Below are 17,102 nucleotides of genomic sequence, written 5' to 3'. Positions count from 1 at the left end.
TATTTCAACCTGGCGCCCAGTCGCAAGCGTAAAACTTCTCTGATATTGCGCATTGTTATCCTCTTGGCTGCCAATGTCTGCCCCCCAAAAGGCAGACAGCTTAGCAAACTAAATTAAAAACAATGCGTTGAAAAAATTCCGGTCATGTTGAACAGCCATTCCGGCATGTTGAACGCCAATTCCGGAAAATCAGCAAAAATGTTCAGCTTCAACCGGAATGGCTGTTCACGTTCAACCAGAATACTTGTTCACGTTGGGCCAGAATAGCTGTTCAGGTTGGGCCGGAATATGCATTACTATCCAGCATGAAAGAAAATCAACATTTTTATCCAAATTGGTTTGAAGATAGATAGTTAGAGCATAATTGAATGAAAGAAAAAAAGATGCATACACCCGTCAATTATAAGGGAATTATGGTTTCAAGTACTTTTTCTGATCTCAAGGAACACAGAAAGATACTTATGAGGGCAATAGATAGACAAGGGTTCAAGTCAGTAGCCATGGAAAATGACTCAGCTAAACCTGATGTTGATATGCTTGAGTCATCGCTACAGATGGTGCAAAATTCATTTGCGTACATCTGTCTTATCAGTCGAAAATATGGCCAAATACCAGAAGATAGTAAACGTAATCCAGATAGACTCTCTATAACCGAACTAGAATTTGATGAAGCAAATCGTTTGAATCGTCCAATACTTGTTTTTTATATGGGTAGAAAGCATCTACTAACAATTGATGATATAGAAACCGATCCAGAAAAAATTGAGAAACTTAATACTTTTAGAAAAAAGTCAGAACAATATAGTGAAACTTCTAAGATAAAGCGTGTTTACAGTGTCTTTGAAACATTAGAAGAATTTAAAGAATACTCAATACAGGCGATAGCTAATCTACGAAAATTTATTGATGATCCTGAAACTAATTGTAAAGAGTCTTCACATTTCTCAAAAAATGTTCTATTAAAAAAATATGCATTTAAAGAAAGATTTATAGGATTAATAATTTCTAAAAATTCATATCTCAAAGATTTAGCTCTTTCCTTATTTGAAAAAAGTTTGATATCTCAATATCTAAGCGCCTCAGTGAGGATTCACAGAATGCAGGCATAGACTCAAATTGCTTTGCATATCCATCAATGATTTTGTGATCAGTGGAATCAGGTCCTCTTAGTAAAACTATTTTGTCGGATAAGTAACCCGCTTCTTTACTAGAATGAGTAACGATAAACGTCGTTAGTTGCCTTTGATTTTGTATCTTTTTGAAAACTTCTATATATTCATTTTTCCGGATTTCATCTATATGAGAAAAGGGTTCATCCAGCAGCAAGCGATAGTCGGTGCAATGGATGGCGGCTGCAAGGGAAATACGTCCCCTTTCTCCGCCAGATAATCTTCCTGCCTTTTTATTACCAAAAGTTTCATAAGAAACATGGAAGTCACTCATTGTTTCCTTTATTGCCGTTATTTTAGATGGGTCATCGTGTGCACACATTGAAACAAAATCACTAACCGAGAACCATGGAAAAATAGGGTCAGTCTGGGATACATAGCCTGATGCTATATTCTTGCTACAATTTTTATCAGTTTTCTTCCAATTTATTATTCCTTCACTTTCAAAATTGTCATTGAGTCCGAAAATATGTGTAGTTAGCGCCGACTTTCCCACTCCCGATAAACCCAATACTGAGACAACCTCCCCCTGTGCCAAATCTAGGTTAAAAGAACCAATCAATTTGGTCCTTTTTTTATTTTTAATACATAAACTGAAATTCTTAATTTCAAGAATCATATTTAGGCTCTTCTAAACAGTAGATAGGTTTCATCATCTACTCTAATCTTGCCCTTATCATCAAGATTACTTTGGACACGATTGATAATGTTCTTTTTAAGATTAAGATTTTCTGTTATTACATCAGGTGAGGTAGTGTTACTTTCAAATAAAAAGTAAGGGAAGTAATTTTCCATATCCGGTTTATATAGTTGCTTACTTGATATATTCAATAAGAGTTCCCAATCTGATCTTTTAATTGTATTTAAAATTATTTTCTCGTAGTTGATAAGTCTACCAAAAATTTGTTTCAATTGAACGAATACAGACTTTTGAACTTCAACAGTTATCGCCACAACAGATTTTTCATTTGTAAACGAGCTTAGTTTATAGAAATCAGTAATTCTTGAATGCTGATCTATAGGAAGATGATAAATACAGTGAGTAAAGCTAACAAAATCAAAACACTTAGCTTCTGTTTTAAGTCTATCAAGAGCAAAAGGCCATTCCTCCCGAATAATAGTCTTAACTTTTCTTGATAGACAAATTCTATTATGTTTGTAGTTGGGCTCTATACACACAATCTCCAAATTTACTGAATGCATAGAATTAATAATTGACAAAACTTTTTTGATCTTTTTTCCGTTTCCGCTGCCAATATCCAGCCACCTAACTTTATCCCCCCTTTTTGTTCTAGATATACCTTGAATGATTGCTGCAAATAGCTCGGCATTTCTCTGGATCTCATCTGAGTTGTTTTCAAAGTGTTTAAGGCTATTTTTATATTTTGCATCGAAGGGAACTCTGAATTGACTCTCTTGCTGATCGGTTTTTGGTAATGATGATACGGAAAAATACTTACTAGCCATTCCAAACGAACAGATAACGACAGAGAATATCGCAGCTATGTCGTACCAAAGTGATGAAAAGTTTATATAATCATTATATTTACAGATAGAAATTATTAGAAAAAGAACAAAAAGAAATATGTCTACTCGTAACCAGTCATGTTGTCTAATCTTACTAATTTCAAACAAATCATTATTTGACTCAATAGGCTTAATTGTGCCTATGAACAGACTTTCTGCAAGTTTCTTGGAGCTAAAATATTTCAGTGAATCGTAGGCCAGCCACGAAATAATATAAAAAAATAATGCTATGAAAAAGAAAGAAGTATCATATTCTAATGACCAGCCTAAGGCAGGCAACATGCTGGTATTTATAACCAAAATTGGAGTTGCAAATGAGTTAAATCGCTCACTATATCTTAAGTTTTGCAATGCTTCTGTATTGGTTCTGGTAATTTCTGTCGCCAGAATGTTGAGGTTATGTGAATCGTATTTAATTGTTTGATATAAATGAAATGGTTGAGTAATAAAAAAAATAAATAGCAAGAATGATAGTGCCAATCTATGATATCTTTCAGTTTCCAGTTGTTCGCGAACTGATTTCGCGAATTCATACATTGTTGGCCTGGTTTGCTCTGATATATTATTGAATTTATTTCTTATTTTCTTTACCAAATCCGATTTTTTCAATCCATCAGTATTTTTTATATTAAAACCATTAACGGCTAAACTTCGTAATCTTTCGATACTGTAATTTTCTAATTGATTTGTTATTCGCTTTAAGAAAAAAGATTCAGGTGGAGAAAGATAACTAATCACTTCATCTATACTATTAAAATTCTGTGGCACATTCTCTACAAATACATTCTCTACAATTTCTTCCTCTATTTCATTCTTTTCTAGGAAGCCGGTAAGAATATTATTTTTTGATAATTCAGAATGTTCTATATAAGCTTTCTCATAAGATTTTTTTACGGAAAATACGATTAATTCTGCTTGGTTTTTATCAAAGTGCTCGGCTTTTAAAAAATTTGTTATTGCGCCCTGTATTCCAATAGCCATGAGGACACTAAATAGCACTCCTCCAATATAGCTATTTACAAAGTTATTAACCATGGATACTTAAGGGATAAAGTTCTCATAGTTGATTTGTTTCATATTCTTAGTGCTTTTTGTTATGTACTTGTCGGTTCTTTGTAAAGCTTCTAATATGGTTTCATCACTTGAATAGGCGTTAGATGGCGCCTTATGATAATTTACCGGTAAGTAGTCTAAAGTTTCCTCAATTGCATTTAGTGTTTTCTCATATTCGAACTCTGGAAATCTGCTTACAAAAAGACGCGCTGCTTGCGGTGTCTTCCGTTTTGTATACTCCCACCCCTGTATCACAGCCTCATTTACACTTTTTATTGTTTCATCCGTTAGATTTGTTTTTGCCGAAAAAGCTAAAACTTGACCAGCTACATTAATTCCTAATTTACTTAACGGTACCAGTGTGTATTTATATCCAATTGAAGCTAACTCTGGTGGAATATCTGTCGCATATCCGAGAACTGCATCTATGTCTCCATTTGAAAGTCTTCTTGGGCCATCCCAGCTTACTTGAACAAGTGTTACTGCAGGGTTTTTGATTTGATCCAATAGATAATTGAATTGAGCATATGTTACTGAAGTAGTATCACTAAACCCTATTCGATAACAGCCTTCAATACTGATATTGTTTTCAGCTAACCGTGGACATCTAGATTCATCTGAATCTAATGACGGTATTTCTCTCATAGGTTCATGATAGGGTGATATCAGGACTACTGGATTGGTTGGAAAAATTACGCTGATAATCTTCGGATATGAAGTTTCTGGAATATCACGATTTCTTACAAGCCTTAATAATGCATCAACAGTCGTTGTGCCAATATCAATCCCACCTTCAACCAACTGAAGAGCAGATGTTTCGGCTCCGTTACCTTGGATAATTGTTAAATCAATATGTTTTTTCTCAAAGTACCCAAGTTCATCTGCGATATATAGACCAATATAATCTGGGCCTGCTATCCAATCAATGTTTAGTTTGACATCGGTATATTCGCCACGCGATCTACTTTCATTATCACATGAGGCTATGAGAAATCCGGTTAACAGCAACAGCAATTTGATATAATTTAAACTTCCGTTGATTTTCATAAATCACTCACATTTGGTATAAACTAAATACAATAGATATTTTGAAATAAAAAAACTGATTAAGTATGCTAGTAGCCCAATAAACATTGCAGCTAGAAACCAAGCAAATAGGGCTTCAAAATTGTATGCTTTCATTGCCCTTAGCATGGCGGCACCTATGCCAGATTCATTAGGGCTTACGAATTCACCTATTATGGCACCAACTATGCAAAGAGTTGCTGTAGTAGTGATACCTTCGGCAACTCCCAATTGCACCCCTGGAATTGTTATATACCTAAATTTTTTCTTTGAGGATAATGCCAAAGCGCGTACCAATTCACTTGTTTGATTATATTTTAGTGAGACTGCATTTGATGTTGTAAAAAGTAGAGGAAAAAACGCAATAAGAGCGCTAATCAATACTTGAATCAAGAAACCTTGGCCAAAAATTACTATTAGAATTGGTGCTACGGCAATAATTGGTAAGGTTTGTGTGACCACACTAAGTCCTTTGACGAGTAAGAGAACACGTGGAAAAAGAGAGCAAGTAGAACTCAGAGAAACCGCAATTACTATGGCAACTAAACCACCGCAGAAAGCAACTTTACTCGTAAAAAGTACATTCGAAAGGATATAGGAACTATGTTCATCAGCCCAATGAATAATAGAAAATATTGACGGAAATACTGAAGAATGCTCATGCTGCATAGTATTTATCCTTTATATCAAAGAGAAAAAGAATCATAAAGAACCAATTCTCTTTGAATGGAAATTGGATTGCATTTATTCTTAAGCCGGTTAAAAATCTCAGTGTGATTGTATTTAGAATTCGAAGTTATGTAGTAGAGCGTCTTTGATTTAACCTTCACTGGACAATTAATACTTGAGCTTAAGAGATATACTTCCAAATCCTTTTTGGAAAAAAAATTACTAATATTATCCCAGCTATCTCTTGAAATTTGAATGTGCGTCTCAATTAGATCTCCTGGTTCAGGTAAGAAACATTTTTTTAGCGGTATTTCAGCTCTAATTCTCTGAAAATGCAGTCCTAGCTTATCAAATATCCTGCTAATTGATTCAATGCAACTCACAATTGATTCTTCTGTGCTCCAGGTAAAGTGCGATGAAATAAGCTCTTCTAATATAACACCATTAATTTTTGTGGCATTTTTATGCCTAAACAACGTTAGACTAAAGTTGAAGCAACGGCAGAGTTCAGCAAGAACTTCATTGCTTATGAATTCTGAGGGGAAATGGATGTGAATTTCAACTAATTTTTTGCTTTTTAATAAAGTTTGTGCATTTTCCTTGTGAAATCTCGCATCTAAATATCCGACACTAGATTCAGGATCTGGAATTCCTTTCAGATAAAAAAGTTTCATTGCTTTGCTAAAAAATTTTTCATTCATATTTTTCATAAATTTAAAGCGTCATCATGTATGCAAATTGTATATTCACAAAATTAGAGTATCCCCTTGTTTAAACTTAATAATTTACTTTAAATAAGTATTCATATTACACTATCAAATATTTATGAAGGTAGTCTGAGCAGTCCCTAATTGGTATGGTCTTTTGATAAGAGATCGAATGCTCCATGCTCTAAGAATGAATTATTTTCACTGTTTCTTTTTGCCAGTTCTTGTATCATTTCATGCATTAAGGAGAGAATTAAAGAACAACCCTTTGTGAATTTCGTAATAGTATGACTTTCATCAAATTTATGGATATCAAAAGGATCTTTTTTCCAATTCTTAATGCACTCGTTTAACTCATTTCGATATTGTGATGAGTTATCATGTGGGTACCATGCTCCATACTCATGGTGATAATTTAATTTATTGCGAATGTGAGAAAGCCAATTAGAGTGTTTCTTAAACCTATCATATTGAATAATTTGGCGAATATCTCTTAATAACATCGCAACAGTCTGGTTGTCATGAGTTGTGCCTAAGCGACTGTTAAGTAAAAGCTTATCTTCCAAGCTTTCTAATATTTCGCCAAACTGACTCCATGTTTTTTCATGGGAGCTTTTTCCTAGCTTTGAAATTAAAAATATTTTATTTTTACTATCTATTTGCATCTTATATAACTCTGTATTTATCTTTGCAGGAGCACCACTCCAACCTGATGAGCTAATAACTTTATTGACCTCAGTAGATTGCGCAGCATCAATTTGTGTAACACTGATTGAAAATATTCTACAAATAGCGTGACACGCAAAGAATGCGGCGTAATAACAACGAATTAAAGGCCAAGCTGTAGAATCTTGCAGCTCATTTGGGTTGGGAATTCCATGCGCTGTTTCAATTGCGGCCATCGTCATTCGATTAATGTCATGGGCGATTGACTTCATCATTAGAGCATGGTCGACTGGAGTAAAGGCTAAGTTATTGTCAGAATCAATTCCTTGGAAAAAATACTCACCTCCAGCTAACCATGATTTGAAGGATGTCGCGTGCCTACCAGAAACATTATTAATACCATTCAACCAAAAGGGACGAAGAGTATCGGCAACAATAGACATCTAAGATTTTATAAAGAGAATGACTTTGTTAGATAGCTGATTAATAAATCCAGAATTGTCTTGTATGAATTTTTCTTTGCTGAGATTTGGTTTCTCGTTAGTTTTTCAAAAACTGGTTCTAGTACTTCTACGAAATGATCAACTTCATATTCTCCAGAAAATCTATCTTTAACCTTTGATGCGACATTCGGGAAAAACGTGATAAACGCTTTAAATACAGTTGGAGTTACAAGAAATTCTTCTGCGCCAATTTTTTTTAGTCCTTTGTATAATGCAATTAAATAAGAATTAAAGATGTTATATAGTTCATCAATATCCCTACCAAGTAAAATGTTATCACTGATAATTGAAAAACTACTATAGAATGAAGTACGAGAAAGCTTGCCTTTTGCCTTTTCATGTGGCGAGAGCAAACCATTCAGTATACTTTCTGGATTTCTATGAAATTCATCAAATAATTCTCTCAATAAAGCGTCATTGTCTTTTTCAATATCGGCCAAGTGTTTGATATCAAGCAAAAGTTCACTTGGCACAGGTTTTTGTTTGGTGTTGATATCAATAAAGAGCCTAGTTTCCTCTTTGCGTGTTAGTCCCCGATAAATTATTACTGGAACACGCAAATGACTTACTGCTAGCTTATACCCCCAAACTCGATGCTGTCCATCTAAAATAAGAAAGGCTTTAGGGTGTTTTTGGAAGACTAAAGACCGACCTCCCTTTTTGATTTCCAGCATTGCATCTTGTTGCGCTGATAGGATGATCGCATTTGGTATAGTTCCGAATCCACTATCAACATAGTTTGCAATTTCTTCAGCTCTTTTTTTATCTAAAACACGCTGGAATCCAGTTTCTGGGTCTTCATCTCTAGTGGTAGCAAAACATGTATTGCTAAGCACATCAGATAATAACGTTAAGCTGTAAAACTTGTATCTGTTTTGAGTAATCAAACTAAATGTAGCGCTTACTTCTTCATATTTTTTTTCTTTCATATAACATATCCAAGGCAAATGTGATTTGCAATCAAATGATCCAAAAAGCGATACTTTTCAGTGGGTATAAATAATTATTTACTTGATTTTTGCATTCTGATTAGACTGGTACAAATAATGTAGCTGAAGAAATTTTTGCCTGTAATTCTGAAATAATTTGATTTAATTCAATTCTTGCTTCGGTTTGGAGACCTAAGCAAAGTTCTATTCCATCAGAGCTAGTGCTTAAACGGGATTGTAATTTTAGTTTGTAAGATTTGTCTGCTTGCTTATCCACTTGATAGGCGTGCAAATGCATTGCATCACCAATACTTGCTGGGTTACGCATATGTGAAAAATTAAATTCTCTTTTCATGTAATCCAGCAACTTATCTTGTGTTACAAGTACCAATTTTTTATTGACATGCTCAAAAGTATGTATTTTATGATGCATCTGAACTAAGATTGTTTTTGCCGTCATTTTCCAATTCATACCAAATGACTTGTTAGACCCCTCACTATTATCTTTTCGAAGGATGCCAAGTTCTTTCAGGAGTCTTTGGCGTTCAGGCCAAACGGTTCCCGTAGTATCTAATGTTTGTAACTCAATACCAACAAAGTCTTTTATTTTATTGTCTTTTGTGGATACTAGGACATAGTCAACACTACCACCAGGAATTGAGACTTCTGAGACAATATGCAATTCGTTTCCAGGTTCGTGTGTAGATAACAAGTGAAGGCTATCCGTAAAAATCTGCCGGCGTTCAAGTAGTCTTTTTGGACAAATGATAATTGGTTCTAGTTTTTTGCCGTAAAGGACTGTACATGTACCAATAGATACATCTGGATCGCTTTTTCGTATTTTGTAGCATTTTCTGTTTGTGTAAGTACATCGTTGTTCAGCGATGGTTTTTTGCCAGTTTGTTTCTTGCTGTAATGCCGACTTGCTGAATAGCTCAACCACTTTATTCATAATGGTTAAGCAAGCCTTTCTTTTGCAAGCTCTAGGTAGTCACTGGATATATCTATACCGATAGATTTTCGACCAAGACTGCGTGCTGCAACTAAAGTTGTACCAGTACCACAGAATGGATCGAGTACTGTCCCCCCCTTGGGGCAAGTTGCGAGTAATGGAATGAAGCAAAGCTCAACCGGAAAAGGCGAGAAGTGAATTTTTCGGTTTTGCGTATCTTCCGGAAGAATATCCCATACATCATTTGGTTTACATCCATTGGGATGGTATTTTAAGAAATAAAATCCTTTATCCCGCAATTCTTTAGCACGACCAGATATTTTTTCGCTATCAGAATGTGTAGTACGTTGTTGGCCACGAATAACCATTCTAAAATCAGAAATATGTCCCAATCGTATATCATTTAACATCTTCTCAAGAGCAGCCATAGCTGTTACTTTTTCAGAATCTGACAATGAAGTCGATAACTCGATTTGTCTTTTATAACGAACACCTGATACGCCTGTAGCTGATACGATTGCTCCGTTAACGATTTTTGATTTACGTGGCTTAGAACGGATGGCATCAGCATCGAAATAGTATCCCTTGGCTTTTTTTACAAAATGGAATATGTTCTCATGTACACTGCCAAGACGGTCTTTACTATTATCCATGCCGCCTTTTAGCTTATTCCATATTACGCTGTTACGTAGTATCCAATTCTGATGATCAGTTAATTCAAAAGCTATGCGCCAAGGTATTCCTATTAAACTTTTATCGTTGAAGCTGTCACCTATATTGAGCCAGAAAGAACCTTCGGGTTTTAATACACGTTTTAGTTCTAGGAAAATAACTGACAAGTTCGATATATAGTCGCGATAATCCTTTTCTAATCCAATACCACCATTTTCGTATTCTCGTTTACCCCAATAAGGTGGTGAGGTTAAAACGCAGTCAACAGATGAATCTGGCAGTTGGTTCAATAAATCAATTGCGTTGCCGTGAAGTAATAGTGGCTGCGTATGTATTTCTTTTTGAAAAATGTCAAATGCTTTTTTAAATTGTTTGTTAATGATCCTATTAGAATCAACTGTATTATTTTGTGATTGAATTGTGATTGATCTATTTGTCATTTCTGCTTGACTTAACTTCATACTTTTTTGCTCTGTCTTTAATTTACAAATCTATACTATTTTGCTTAATGTTCACAGTTGTATTCTAACAGTATACAAATCAGTAATTAATCATACTGTATTAGTGTGTACTATCAACGCATATTCTTAGTTAAAACGCTGCTGTTACTGATTATTTGTATTGACGTGTTCCTTTAACATTAAATGTTCATGCAATGAATAGGAATACTATAACGATCTTGTCAACCGCCATCACAGTCTGGCATAGCCAGTCTGTGAATCCTACATTGCACAAGAGCGCAGCTTTTGTGCCTAACTGATACAACATTCAATTCTTGAAAATCTTGCCGTAAATTCAATAACCATCAGAAGTTTTAGCAAAAGCTTTAACCAGCGCTTCTGATTGATATCAAAATTTTTCTTACGGCGATAATCTATGAATGAAACCCAGTATGCCAAAGGCATAAAAGCCCAAAATTTACGCGCATTTCTCGAGTTGTGGCCACTGATTGAAGCGGGTATTGATGAAACTAAAAACTCGATAAACGATTTCAGCGACCAGTTTCTTGAACAAGAAGATAGCGAATATAGCTGGTGTTATTTATATGAATTTCAGGCAGATGATCTTGTTTTGATTCTTTTAAGCACGCTCACAGGAGTTGTTAAACCAGATCAAATCATAGACTATCTAAAACAAATGGCGGATACACCCGGCAATATCGGAGCGTTGCCGGATTTATTCGAGCAAGTGAATGAACATTTTAGAGCACGCTCCGATCCCACAAAAGAGGATATAGAAGCGATACGGCCCTATCTTCCAATGGTTAGTGCTGCCTTTGTTGCAATGCAGTATTCACTGTTTTGTCTGTTATATCACGGTTGCTATTTGAATGAGTTAATTGGTCGTGCCCGAGACGGTGATTTTAAAGCCCTATTTGATGCCATCAAAATTGACACTTCAGTTATAGGTTGTCCATCAGTTGTGGACAAGATCAGCACAGCTACTCGCTTGCAAGACAAGCGGTTTTTTGCAAAACTGAAAGCCGCCACCACTGGCAAAAAGGAAAAACTAAGGCAAGCTAATTTTCAAAAAATGCGTCTGGTCTTCAAAGTTTTGCATGAGGCTGGCGCCACGCGTTTAACTGATTCGCAGCTGCACCACCTGTTCGTTGAGGAGCTAAAGCTCTATACATCAAACGCCAAGGGCGGCGGTGTTGACAAAGCGTTGCGCAAATTTGCAGATACTTATATGAAGCAATGTGCAACCACCTAAAAATTCGATTTTTGGGTGGAATACAAATCTTGAATTGATATACAAAATCTCTATCCGTTGCGGCAAGCATTTTGCATGGCCGCCATGGATTAGAGGTATATCATGAACAAGGAAATCAGTATTTCACCTGATGTAGTAAAATCAAAGCAAAATCAGTCCGCTGAGCAAGCATGCCGCACAACGAGCGCAAGTGAGGCGGTGCGGCGTGATGGCGAAGTGGAACAGGATTTGACGGATGCAGTGCATCAGTCTGAATCATCCGCTCAGGGTACGCCGCCTAGTAACACAGTACCTAATAACTGCAATCCTGAGTATTTTAAGCTGTTAAGGTTTGGGGTTGACAGTCTGTATTTGTCTTATCCCGGTGAAATATTTGCTGACGTTGATGAGGAATTAAAAGAACTGAAGCAAATCGCACAATCACCTGAACCGCATCAAAAGATACTGGCCCAGTATCCGGTTGATGACCATATTTTTGAAGTCAAGGACAAGGGCAAAGGCTTCTTTCTGTATCGTCTGCAGGATAACGCGTTTCATATTCACCTATCCCGCAGCCGCACGCTTCCATTTGCGTATGTACAACTATCCAGCGAGTATTTGACCTACAGGACACCCCTGGCCGCAGAAAACGCCCTGCGCGTGATTCTGGAGCAAATGGGCACTATTCACGAATCCGCCAATGTCAGCCGCATTGACTTGTTTGCCGATTTCGTCAGCCCCGAGAATATGGAAAGCTGGAACCGTCATGCCTGGGTGACGCGTGCCTCCGCAATTAACGCCTATTCGGTTGACCGGGCATTCTCCGGCTGGACTATCGGTTCGGGTGGCGTGATCAGTTGCCGCCTGTATGACAAAACCCTGGAAATCAACAAAAAGTCGCAAAAACTTTACCTGCATGAATTGTGGAAAAGAACGGGCTGGAATGGTGAAGATAAAGTCTGGCGGCTGGAATTTCAGTTAAAACGCGAAGTATTGACGCAAAAAGGGCTCGGCAAACTCACCGAAGTGCTGGATAACCTGAACGGCCTGTGGAGTTATGCTACAACGGAATGGCTGCGCTTAACCTTGCCTAACCCGGACGATCAAACCCGCTCCCGCTGGCCAATTCATCCCTTATGGGGCTATCTATCTTCCATCGATTGGGAAACCGATGGCGGCCCGTTATCGTCGCGTTTCAGCAATGCACGGGTTCCCGGTGATGACTGGCTATACACGCATGGTTTCAGCACGTTGATTTCATTCATGGCACGTGAAGGTATCGTGGATTTTAACGATGGCATGCATGCGTTTAAGTGTGCGTTACAGGATTATCATGAACGCAAAAGCTTTGGCCTGGGATTAAGCTTTGCTGATTACGTGCAGGAGAAGGTCGCGATTAAAGCGCGTCAATACAATTCCCTGCTAAGCAAAACAAAGGCCGATGAACAAGCCCGGCTCGATCAACTCGCCAGCGCCTACCGCAAACAGTCAGAAGGCAGTTAACCATGGATAACGTTAGCCTGCCACTGCCTGCGGTGCGTTTTTTGTCCAAGAAGGAAGCTGCGGCCTACCTCGGTATCGGCGTCACACTGTTCAGTGAATTGGACATTCCTGCCATCAAGCTGGGCCGCCGTACTCTGTATGACAGGGTTGACCTGGATGCCTGGATAGAGGATTATAAGCAGCGCGAGCATGGGCGGGCTAAGGAGGAACATATATGGCCCAAACACAAGAAGGCGTCTACCGCAGAAAAGATTCCCGTTTCTGGTGGATTGCCACAACGCTCCCGAACGGCAAAAGAATACGCCAAAGCGCTGGGACTACCCACCGTCAGGATGCCGAAGCACTGCTAGCCAAAATCCGGCTGGAAGCGTTTAGGGAACATCATTTCGGCATTAAGCCGCAGCGCACCTGGCAGGAAGCCGTGATAAGGTATCTCGCAGTTAAAGCGAGCTTGAAAAGCTACCGGGATGTACAACGGATTTGCCGGATGCTGGACCCTTATTTGGGAACGCTGACGTTGAATCAGATCAATGGCGACATGATCTGGTTTGTGGTACAGGAAAGGCTCAAGCAAGGCAATACACCGGCTACTGTGAACCGTTATCTGGCCTTGATTCGTAATCTGCTGAAAATAGCACGTGATGAATGGCAATGGATCGACAGCATTCCCAAAATCCGGCTGTTGCCGGGTGAAGTGGAACGCGACCGCTGGTTAAGCCGTGAAGAAGCGGACCGGCTGATTGATGCTGCACCGGAACATTTGGCGGCATTAATCCGTTTTGCTTTGGCAACGGGTTGCCGGGCGCGGGAAATTACCGGACTGGAGTGGAACCGCGTCGATTTGAATCGATGCACAGCATGGCTGAATCAAACAAAGAATGGCACACCGAGAGGCGTTCCGTTGAATAAGGATGCAATCACCGTATTGCAAGAACAAAGCGGAAAGCATGAGCAATACTGTTTTACGTATCGTGGCAACCCGATCCGTTGGGACTTAACCAATACGGCCTGGACCAACGCGATTAAAAAAGCAGGGATTGAAGATTTCCGCTTTCATGATTTACGGCATACCTGGGCTTCATGGCACCGGCAGGCTGGCACCAGCTGCGATGAACTGAAAGACCTGGGCGGCTGGAAGTCGCGCAATATGGTGGACCGTTACGCCAAGTTTGCAACCGAGAATCTGGCGTTTGCTGCATCCAGAATTGAGTCGACCCGTGACAGCAAGGTGATACCGTTGTCACGTTTATGTCACGTTAAGCACGCAGACGAACAGGATAAGTCAGATAAGCCATTGAATATGCTGGCTCCCTGACCAGGGCTCGAACCTGGGACCTGCGGATTAACAGTCGGCAGTTTATCCCAAAAACCCATGCACTCAATACCGATCATACAGTTCCATGGAATTTATCCTTGTGCATATCTCTGCTGCTAAGTTTTTTCATCTAGATGATTCGAAGGAGTATTTCTTTGTGATGGGTCTCTTTTGAATGATCGTATTAGTGTATGGGGATCGCTTTCGTGTTTATGGTTTCTGGCTGCTGATGCCCACCACTTGAGTTGAGTGAAAGTTCTGCCAAAATAGTTAGCCCATTCTTCAGAATCTACATTTTCAAGAAAGGAACCGTCATCAGCTAGTACTTCATGTGCTTTGGGAATATGAATCATAGCCGAAACTGGTAAACAACCAAGCTCCGATAGAAAAGTACGCATTCCAACCGCAGCTCTTGCACCACCCCATTGCCCAGCTGAATAGGTAACAATCGCGCTGGGCTTATAAGAAAAAATAGAGCTTCCGAAATGATTGAGTAAATGAGACAAAGCCGGACTCATGAAATGATTGTACTCAGGGCTCACCATGACATATCCGTCAGCAGCTTTAATTTTTTCTGCCAAAGATTGCAGGCAGGACGGTGCCTTTGTTCGAGAGTAGGAAAAATAGGGTTTGAATATTGGTTCAATATCAAAATCCAATGGATCAATCAGCTCTGCAGAAGGCTCTTCTTTGTAATACGACACACAAGCCTTTGCTACTCTTAGGCCAAGTCGTGGAGGATTGGGCGGAGTGCTATCTCGTACCGTACCAAGAAAAACGAGAAATTTCATAGGTATTCCAATTACATCCTTGATAACTTTTAAAAAGTTTGATGAATGCATTATATTTAATTTATTTATATAGTTGACTGTAACAGAAGTGTATCCGGATACATACCCATTCCAGTGTTCAGGTAACCGCATCCACTTCTATTATCTGAAAGGCACAGTGGGTTATCGCATTAACTTGCTGATGGCTGCTTGCGCATGGAATCTGAAAAAATGGCTGCTGGTCATTTTTGGGATCTTTTTTTCTGCCAAAAAAAATAGCGATATGTTCCAGCATTTCAGACTGCAAAAATTGACAGGAATTAAATCCGGTTCCTGTTACTGACCACATCAAAGTGCTGAAAATTTTCAGCAAAAACTTTTTCAGATTTAATGACTACACAATTGCGAAACAGATACCGGATTGGGTGGCATCATCCTCTTGATTACTGATTCCTTGAATTCTTTCGAATAGCTCTTTTGCTTCATCTCCTCTCAATTCGCCTTTCAAATTTTTAAGTTTCAAACGAGGCGAAAGGTATACTGACATATTGGAATACTGAGATAGTAGTGGTTCCACTACAATTATAAGAACCTCTATCTGCACGAGCAGTAAAAAGTACTCTGCTGCATTAAGCAATTTTTTTCGATAAAATCAAATGAGCAATCTGGATAAAAAACACTTGCTGCGATAGAACCGTATTATGGCCTACAGTATGTGTCGACGGTTTTGCTCGTCATCAACTTTCACTCTGCCAGTCTTTATTGAATTGAAGATGTGATCAAATACAACGCCTATATTCCCCTTTTCATCGTCCAAGAAATATGAATGGCCTTTAGGCTTATCATATCTATTATTAAAATTATCACAGTCAATTTCAAAAACATTGGATTGTGTTTTTTTCATGTTCTCTGGACCGGTATGACCGAGTCTTCTTGAGGCCACTTTGTTTTTCGAATTCGATATCTTGCTCGATCTTAACGCAAGGTCATCGGTTGCATAGTACACAGATACGTTTCTTGATGACTGGCTTATTAAACGACCATCTTGTCCTTCTTCTAGGGATTCATTAACAATATCAGCAGCCATTAAAATAGTATTTCTAAATAGAAGCGGCACACCGTTTGCCAAGTCATATTTATTCCATGCTGAAAGAGTCTCTCTAAATACTCTGTTCCCCATCGAATGAGCAAGTATATTTATGCGTTTGAGGCAAGGGTTATCCTCTGGTTCTTCATCTCTCCATTTCATAAAAAACTGTAACGCACGGGCAAATGAAAATGCGCTCATATCTGCAGATTTCTGATCGTCCCAATAGTCCTTTACGATTCCTGGGTCATCATCGCAAGGCCATATTACAGGGACCACCTTAACTAGATTTTCTTCTTTGACGTCAAAGAACTTTTGAAGTTTTTGTGTTCGTGGAAATATATGTGGTTCAGGTAGATTCGAAAAACCATGAATAAAAAACAATATTTGCTTTGCATCGCTGTCCCTAAGCCTGGCTAGCCATTCTTTAGAACCTAACTCAATATAGTTATCCTTATCAATTCTCTCGCAACAATATATCGAATTGGATGGCGCGTTTATCTTCAAGTCAAACTTGAACTTGCGATTTACTTTTGTACGTATAGAGCCTTGCGGCTCTCGGTTGGTAACGAACAACATAGCAATTCCTCCACATCTATAAGGATAAATATTATTTGATTATTTTTTCGCATTAGATTCTCTTGCAAAACTCAATTAAGAATTACCATCTTTGATATCGTCGAATGCTCTAGCCCGAATATTGCACGAACCAAAAAAAATAACGGGATTTTTATAATTTAAGGCCGAATAATGATTTTCGGTTTCGGTTCGTGATTATATTTACCCTGACTCAGAAAATATTTCAACGGATTTAGCTGAAAAT

The 17,102-nt window shown here is 38.3% G+C and carries 16 protein-coding genes; 5 read left to right on the top strand and 11 right to left on the bottom strand.

Annotation, left to right across the window (positions count from 1 at the left end; genetic code table 11):
• Positions 1–368 precede the first annotated feature (368 nt).
• Positions 369–1,109 carry a DUF4062 domain-containing protein gene (locus BMY62_RS14695; protein WP_090661675.1) on the top strand — a complete coding sequence of 247 codons (741 nt, stop codon included), beginning with the start codon at positions 369–371 and terminating at the stop codon, positions 1,107–1,109.
• On the opposite strand, the gene BMY62_RS14690 is transcribed toward BMY62_RS14695, so the two are convergent.
• From BMY62_RS14690 to BMY62_RS14650, 9 genes are all read right to left on the bottom strand, one after another.
• Entirely contained in the window at positions 1,021–1,788 is a 768-nt protein-coding gene (locus BMY62_RS14690; RefSeq protein WP_090661672.1) for an ATP-binding cassette domain-containing protein, read from the bottom strand. The genes BMY62_RS14695 and BMY62_RS14690 overlap by 89 nt on opposite strands.
• Before the next feature lie 2 nt (positions 1,789–1,790).
• A complete protein-coding gene (locus tag BMY62_RS14685; RefSeq protein ID WP_143058836.1) occupies positions 1,791–3,677 on the bottom strand; it encodes a hypothetical protein in 1,887 nt (628 codons plus the stop codon).
• 60 nt (positions 3,678–3,737) lie between these two features.
• Positions 3,738–4,796: an ABC transporter substrate-binding protein gene (locus BMY62_RS14680; protein WP_090661666.1), complete on the bottom strand. Its 1,059-nt coding sequence runs from the start codon at positions 4,794–4,796 to the stop codon at positions 3,738–3,740.
• A 3-nt stretch (positions 4,797–4,799) separates the two neighbouring features.
• Complete coding sequence (locus BMY62_RS14675) at positions 4,800–5,483, bottom strand: ABC transporter permease (protein ID WP_090661662.1); 684 nt, start codon at positions 5,481–5,483, stop codon at positions 4,800–4,802.
• Positions 5,484–5,500: 17 nt separating this feature from the next.
• Positions 5,501–6,193, bottom strand: coding sequence for a hypothetical protein (locus BMY62_RS14670; RefSeq protein ID WP_090661659.1), 693 nt, complete (start codon positions 6,191–6,193; stop codon positions 5,501–5,503).
• A 137-nt stretch (positions 6,194–6,330) separates the two neighbouring features.
• A complete protein-coding gene (locus tag BMY62_RS14665; RefSeq protein WP_090661656.1) occupies positions 6,331–7,299 on the bottom strand; it encodes a hypothetical protein in 969 nt (322 codons plus the stop codon).
• Positions 7,300–7,307: 8 nt separating this feature from the next.
• Positions 7,308–8,288 (bottom strand): DGQHR domain-containing protein, encoded by a 981-nt coding sequence (locus tag BMY62_RS14660; RefSeq protein WP_090661654.1) that lies wholly within the window; start codon positions 8,286–8,288, stop codon positions 7,308–7,310.
• A 100-nt stretch (positions 8,289–8,388) separates the two neighbouring features.
• Positions 8,389–9,240, bottom strand: a complete 852-nt coding sequence (locus tag BMY62_RS14655; protein WP_090661651.1) for a NotI family restriction endonuclease — start codon at positions 9,238–9,240, stop codon at positions 8,389–8,391.
• A 5-nt stretch (positions 9,241–9,245) separates the two neighbouring features.
• A complete protein-coding gene (locus BMY62_RS14650; RefSeq protein WP_218142994.1) occupies positions 9,246–10,373 on the bottom strand; it encodes a DNA-methyltransferase in 1,128 nt (375 codons plus the stop codon).
• 415 nt (positions 10,374–10,788) lie between these two features.
• Here BMY62_RS14650 and BMY62_RS14645 point away from each other — a divergent pair, with 415 nt between their 5' ends.
• The 4 genes from BMY62_RS14645 (at position 10,789) to BMY62_RS14630 (ending at position 14,422) form a co-directional block, all read left to right on the top strand.
• The gene (locus BMY62_RS14645; RefSeq protein ID WP_090661648.1) at positions 10,789–11,625 is read left to right on the top strand and encodes a hypothetical protein; all 837 of its coding nucleotides are present in this window, start codon (positions 10,789–10,791) and stop codon (positions 11,623–11,625) included.
• A gap of 102 nt (positions 11,626–11,727) precedes the next feature.
• Positions 11,728–13,107: a replication initiation factor gene (locus BMY62_RS14640; protein WP_090661645.1), complete on the top strand. Its 1,380-nt coding sequence runs from the start codon at positions 11,728–11,730 to the stop codon at positions 13,105–13,107.
• Positions 13,108–13,109: 2 nt separating this feature from the next.
• The gene (locus BMY62_RS16610; protein WP_143058834.1) at positions 13,110–13,457 is read left to right on the top strand and encodes a helix-turn-helix domain-containing protein; all 348 of its coding nucleotides are present in this window, start codon (positions 13,110–13,112) and stop codon (positions 13,455–13,457) included.
• Complete coding sequence (locus BMY62_RS14630) at positions 13,376–14,422, top strand: tyrosine-type recombinase/integrase (RefSeq protein ID WP_256207654.1); 1,047 nt, start codon at positions 13,376–13,378, stop codon at positions 14,420–14,422. The genes BMY62_RS16610 and BMY62_RS14630 overlap by 82 nt, the downstream gene beginning before the upstream one ends.
• A 116-nt stretch (positions 14,423–14,538) precedes the next feature.
• On the opposite strand, the gene BMY62_RS14625 is transcribed toward BMY62_RS14630, so the two are convergent.
• Both BMY62_RS14625 and BMY62_RS14610 read right to left on the bottom strand, forming a co-directional pair.
• Complete coding sequence (locus BMY62_RS14625; protein ID WP_256207653.1) at positions 14,539–15,345, bottom strand: NADPH-dependent FMN reductase; 807 nt, start codon at positions 15,343–15,345, stop codon at positions 14,539–14,541.
• Positions 15,346–15,898: 553 nt separating this feature from the next.
• The gene (locus BMY62_RS14610) at positions 15,899–16,858 is read right to left on the bottom strand and encodes an alpha/beta hydrolase (protein ID WP_090661631.1); all 960 of its coding nucleotides are present in this window, start codon (positions 16,856–16,858) and stop codon (positions 15,899–15,901) included.
• Positions 16,859–17,102: the final 244 nt, after the last annotated feature.

Origin of the sequence: Nitrosomonas marina, from assembly GCF_900111605.1 — a bacterium.
Lineage (GTDB): Bacteria > Pseudomonadota > Gammaproteobacteria > Burkholderiales > Nitrosomonadaceae > Nitrosomonas > Nitrosomonas marina_A.
Note: the sequence above shows the minus strand (reverse complement) of the source record. Positions and strands in the feature narration are given on the sequence as shown.

Coding starts and splice junctions, on each gene's coding strand:
- BMY62_RS14645 (WP_090661648.1), top strand. CDS start 10,789: ATGAATGAAACCCAGTATGCCAAAGGCATAAAAGCCCAAAATTTACGC.
- BMY62_RS14695 (WP_090661675.1), top strand. CDS start 369: ATGAAAGAAAAAAAGATGCATACACCCGTCAATTATAAGGGAATTATG.
- BMY62_RS14675 (WP_090661662.1), bottom strand. CDS start 5,483: ATGCAGCATGAGCATTCTTCAGTATTTCCGTCAATATTTTCTATTATT.
- BMY62_RS14665 (WP_090661656.1), bottom strand. CDS start 7,299: ATGTCTATTGTTGCCGATACTCTTCGTCCCTTTTGGTTGAATGGTATT.
- BMY62_RS14685 (WP_143058836.1), bottom strand. CDS start 3,677: ATGGCTATTGGAATACAGGGCGCAATAACAAATTTTTTAAAAGCCGAG.
- BMY62_RS14690 (WP_090661672.1), bottom strand. CDS start 1,788: ATGATTCTTGAAATTAAGAATTTCAGTTTATGTATTAAAAATAAAAAA.
- BMY62_RS14650 (WP_218142994.1), bottom strand. CDS start 10,373: ATGAAGTTAAGTCAAGCAGAAATGACAAATAGATCAATCACAATTCAA.
- BMY62_RS14640 (WP_090661645.1), top strand. CDS start 11,728: ATGAACAAGGAAATCAGTATTTCACCTGATGTAGTAAAATCAAAGCAA.
- BMY62_RS14680 (WP_090661666.1), bottom strand. CDS start 4,796: ATGAAAATCAACGGAAGTTTAAATTATATCAAATTGCTGTTGCTGTTA.
- BMY62_RS14670 (WP_090661659.1), bottom strand. CDS start 6,193: ATGAAAAATATGAATGAAAAATTTTTTAGCAAAGCAATGAAACTTTTT.
- BMY62_RS14655 (WP_090661651.1), bottom strand. CDS start 9,240: ATGAATAAAGTGGTTGAGCTATTCAGCAAGTCGGCATTACAGCAAGAA.
- BMY62_RS14660 (WP_090661654.1), bottom strand. CDS start 8,288: ATGAAAGAAAAAAAATATGAAGAAGTAAGCGCTACATTTAGTTTGATT.
- BMY62_RS14610 (WP_090661631.1), bottom strand. CDS start 16,858: ATGTTGTTCGTTACCAACCGAGAGCCGCAAGGCTCTATACGTACAAAA.
- BMY62_RS14625 (WP_256207653.1), bottom strand. CDS start 15,345: ATGCGGTTACCTGAACACTGGAATGGGTATGTATCCGGATACACTTCT.
- BMY62_RS16610 (WP_143058834.1), top strand. CDS start 13,110: ATGGATAACGTTAGCCTGCCACTGCCTGCGGTGCGTTTTTTGTCCAAG.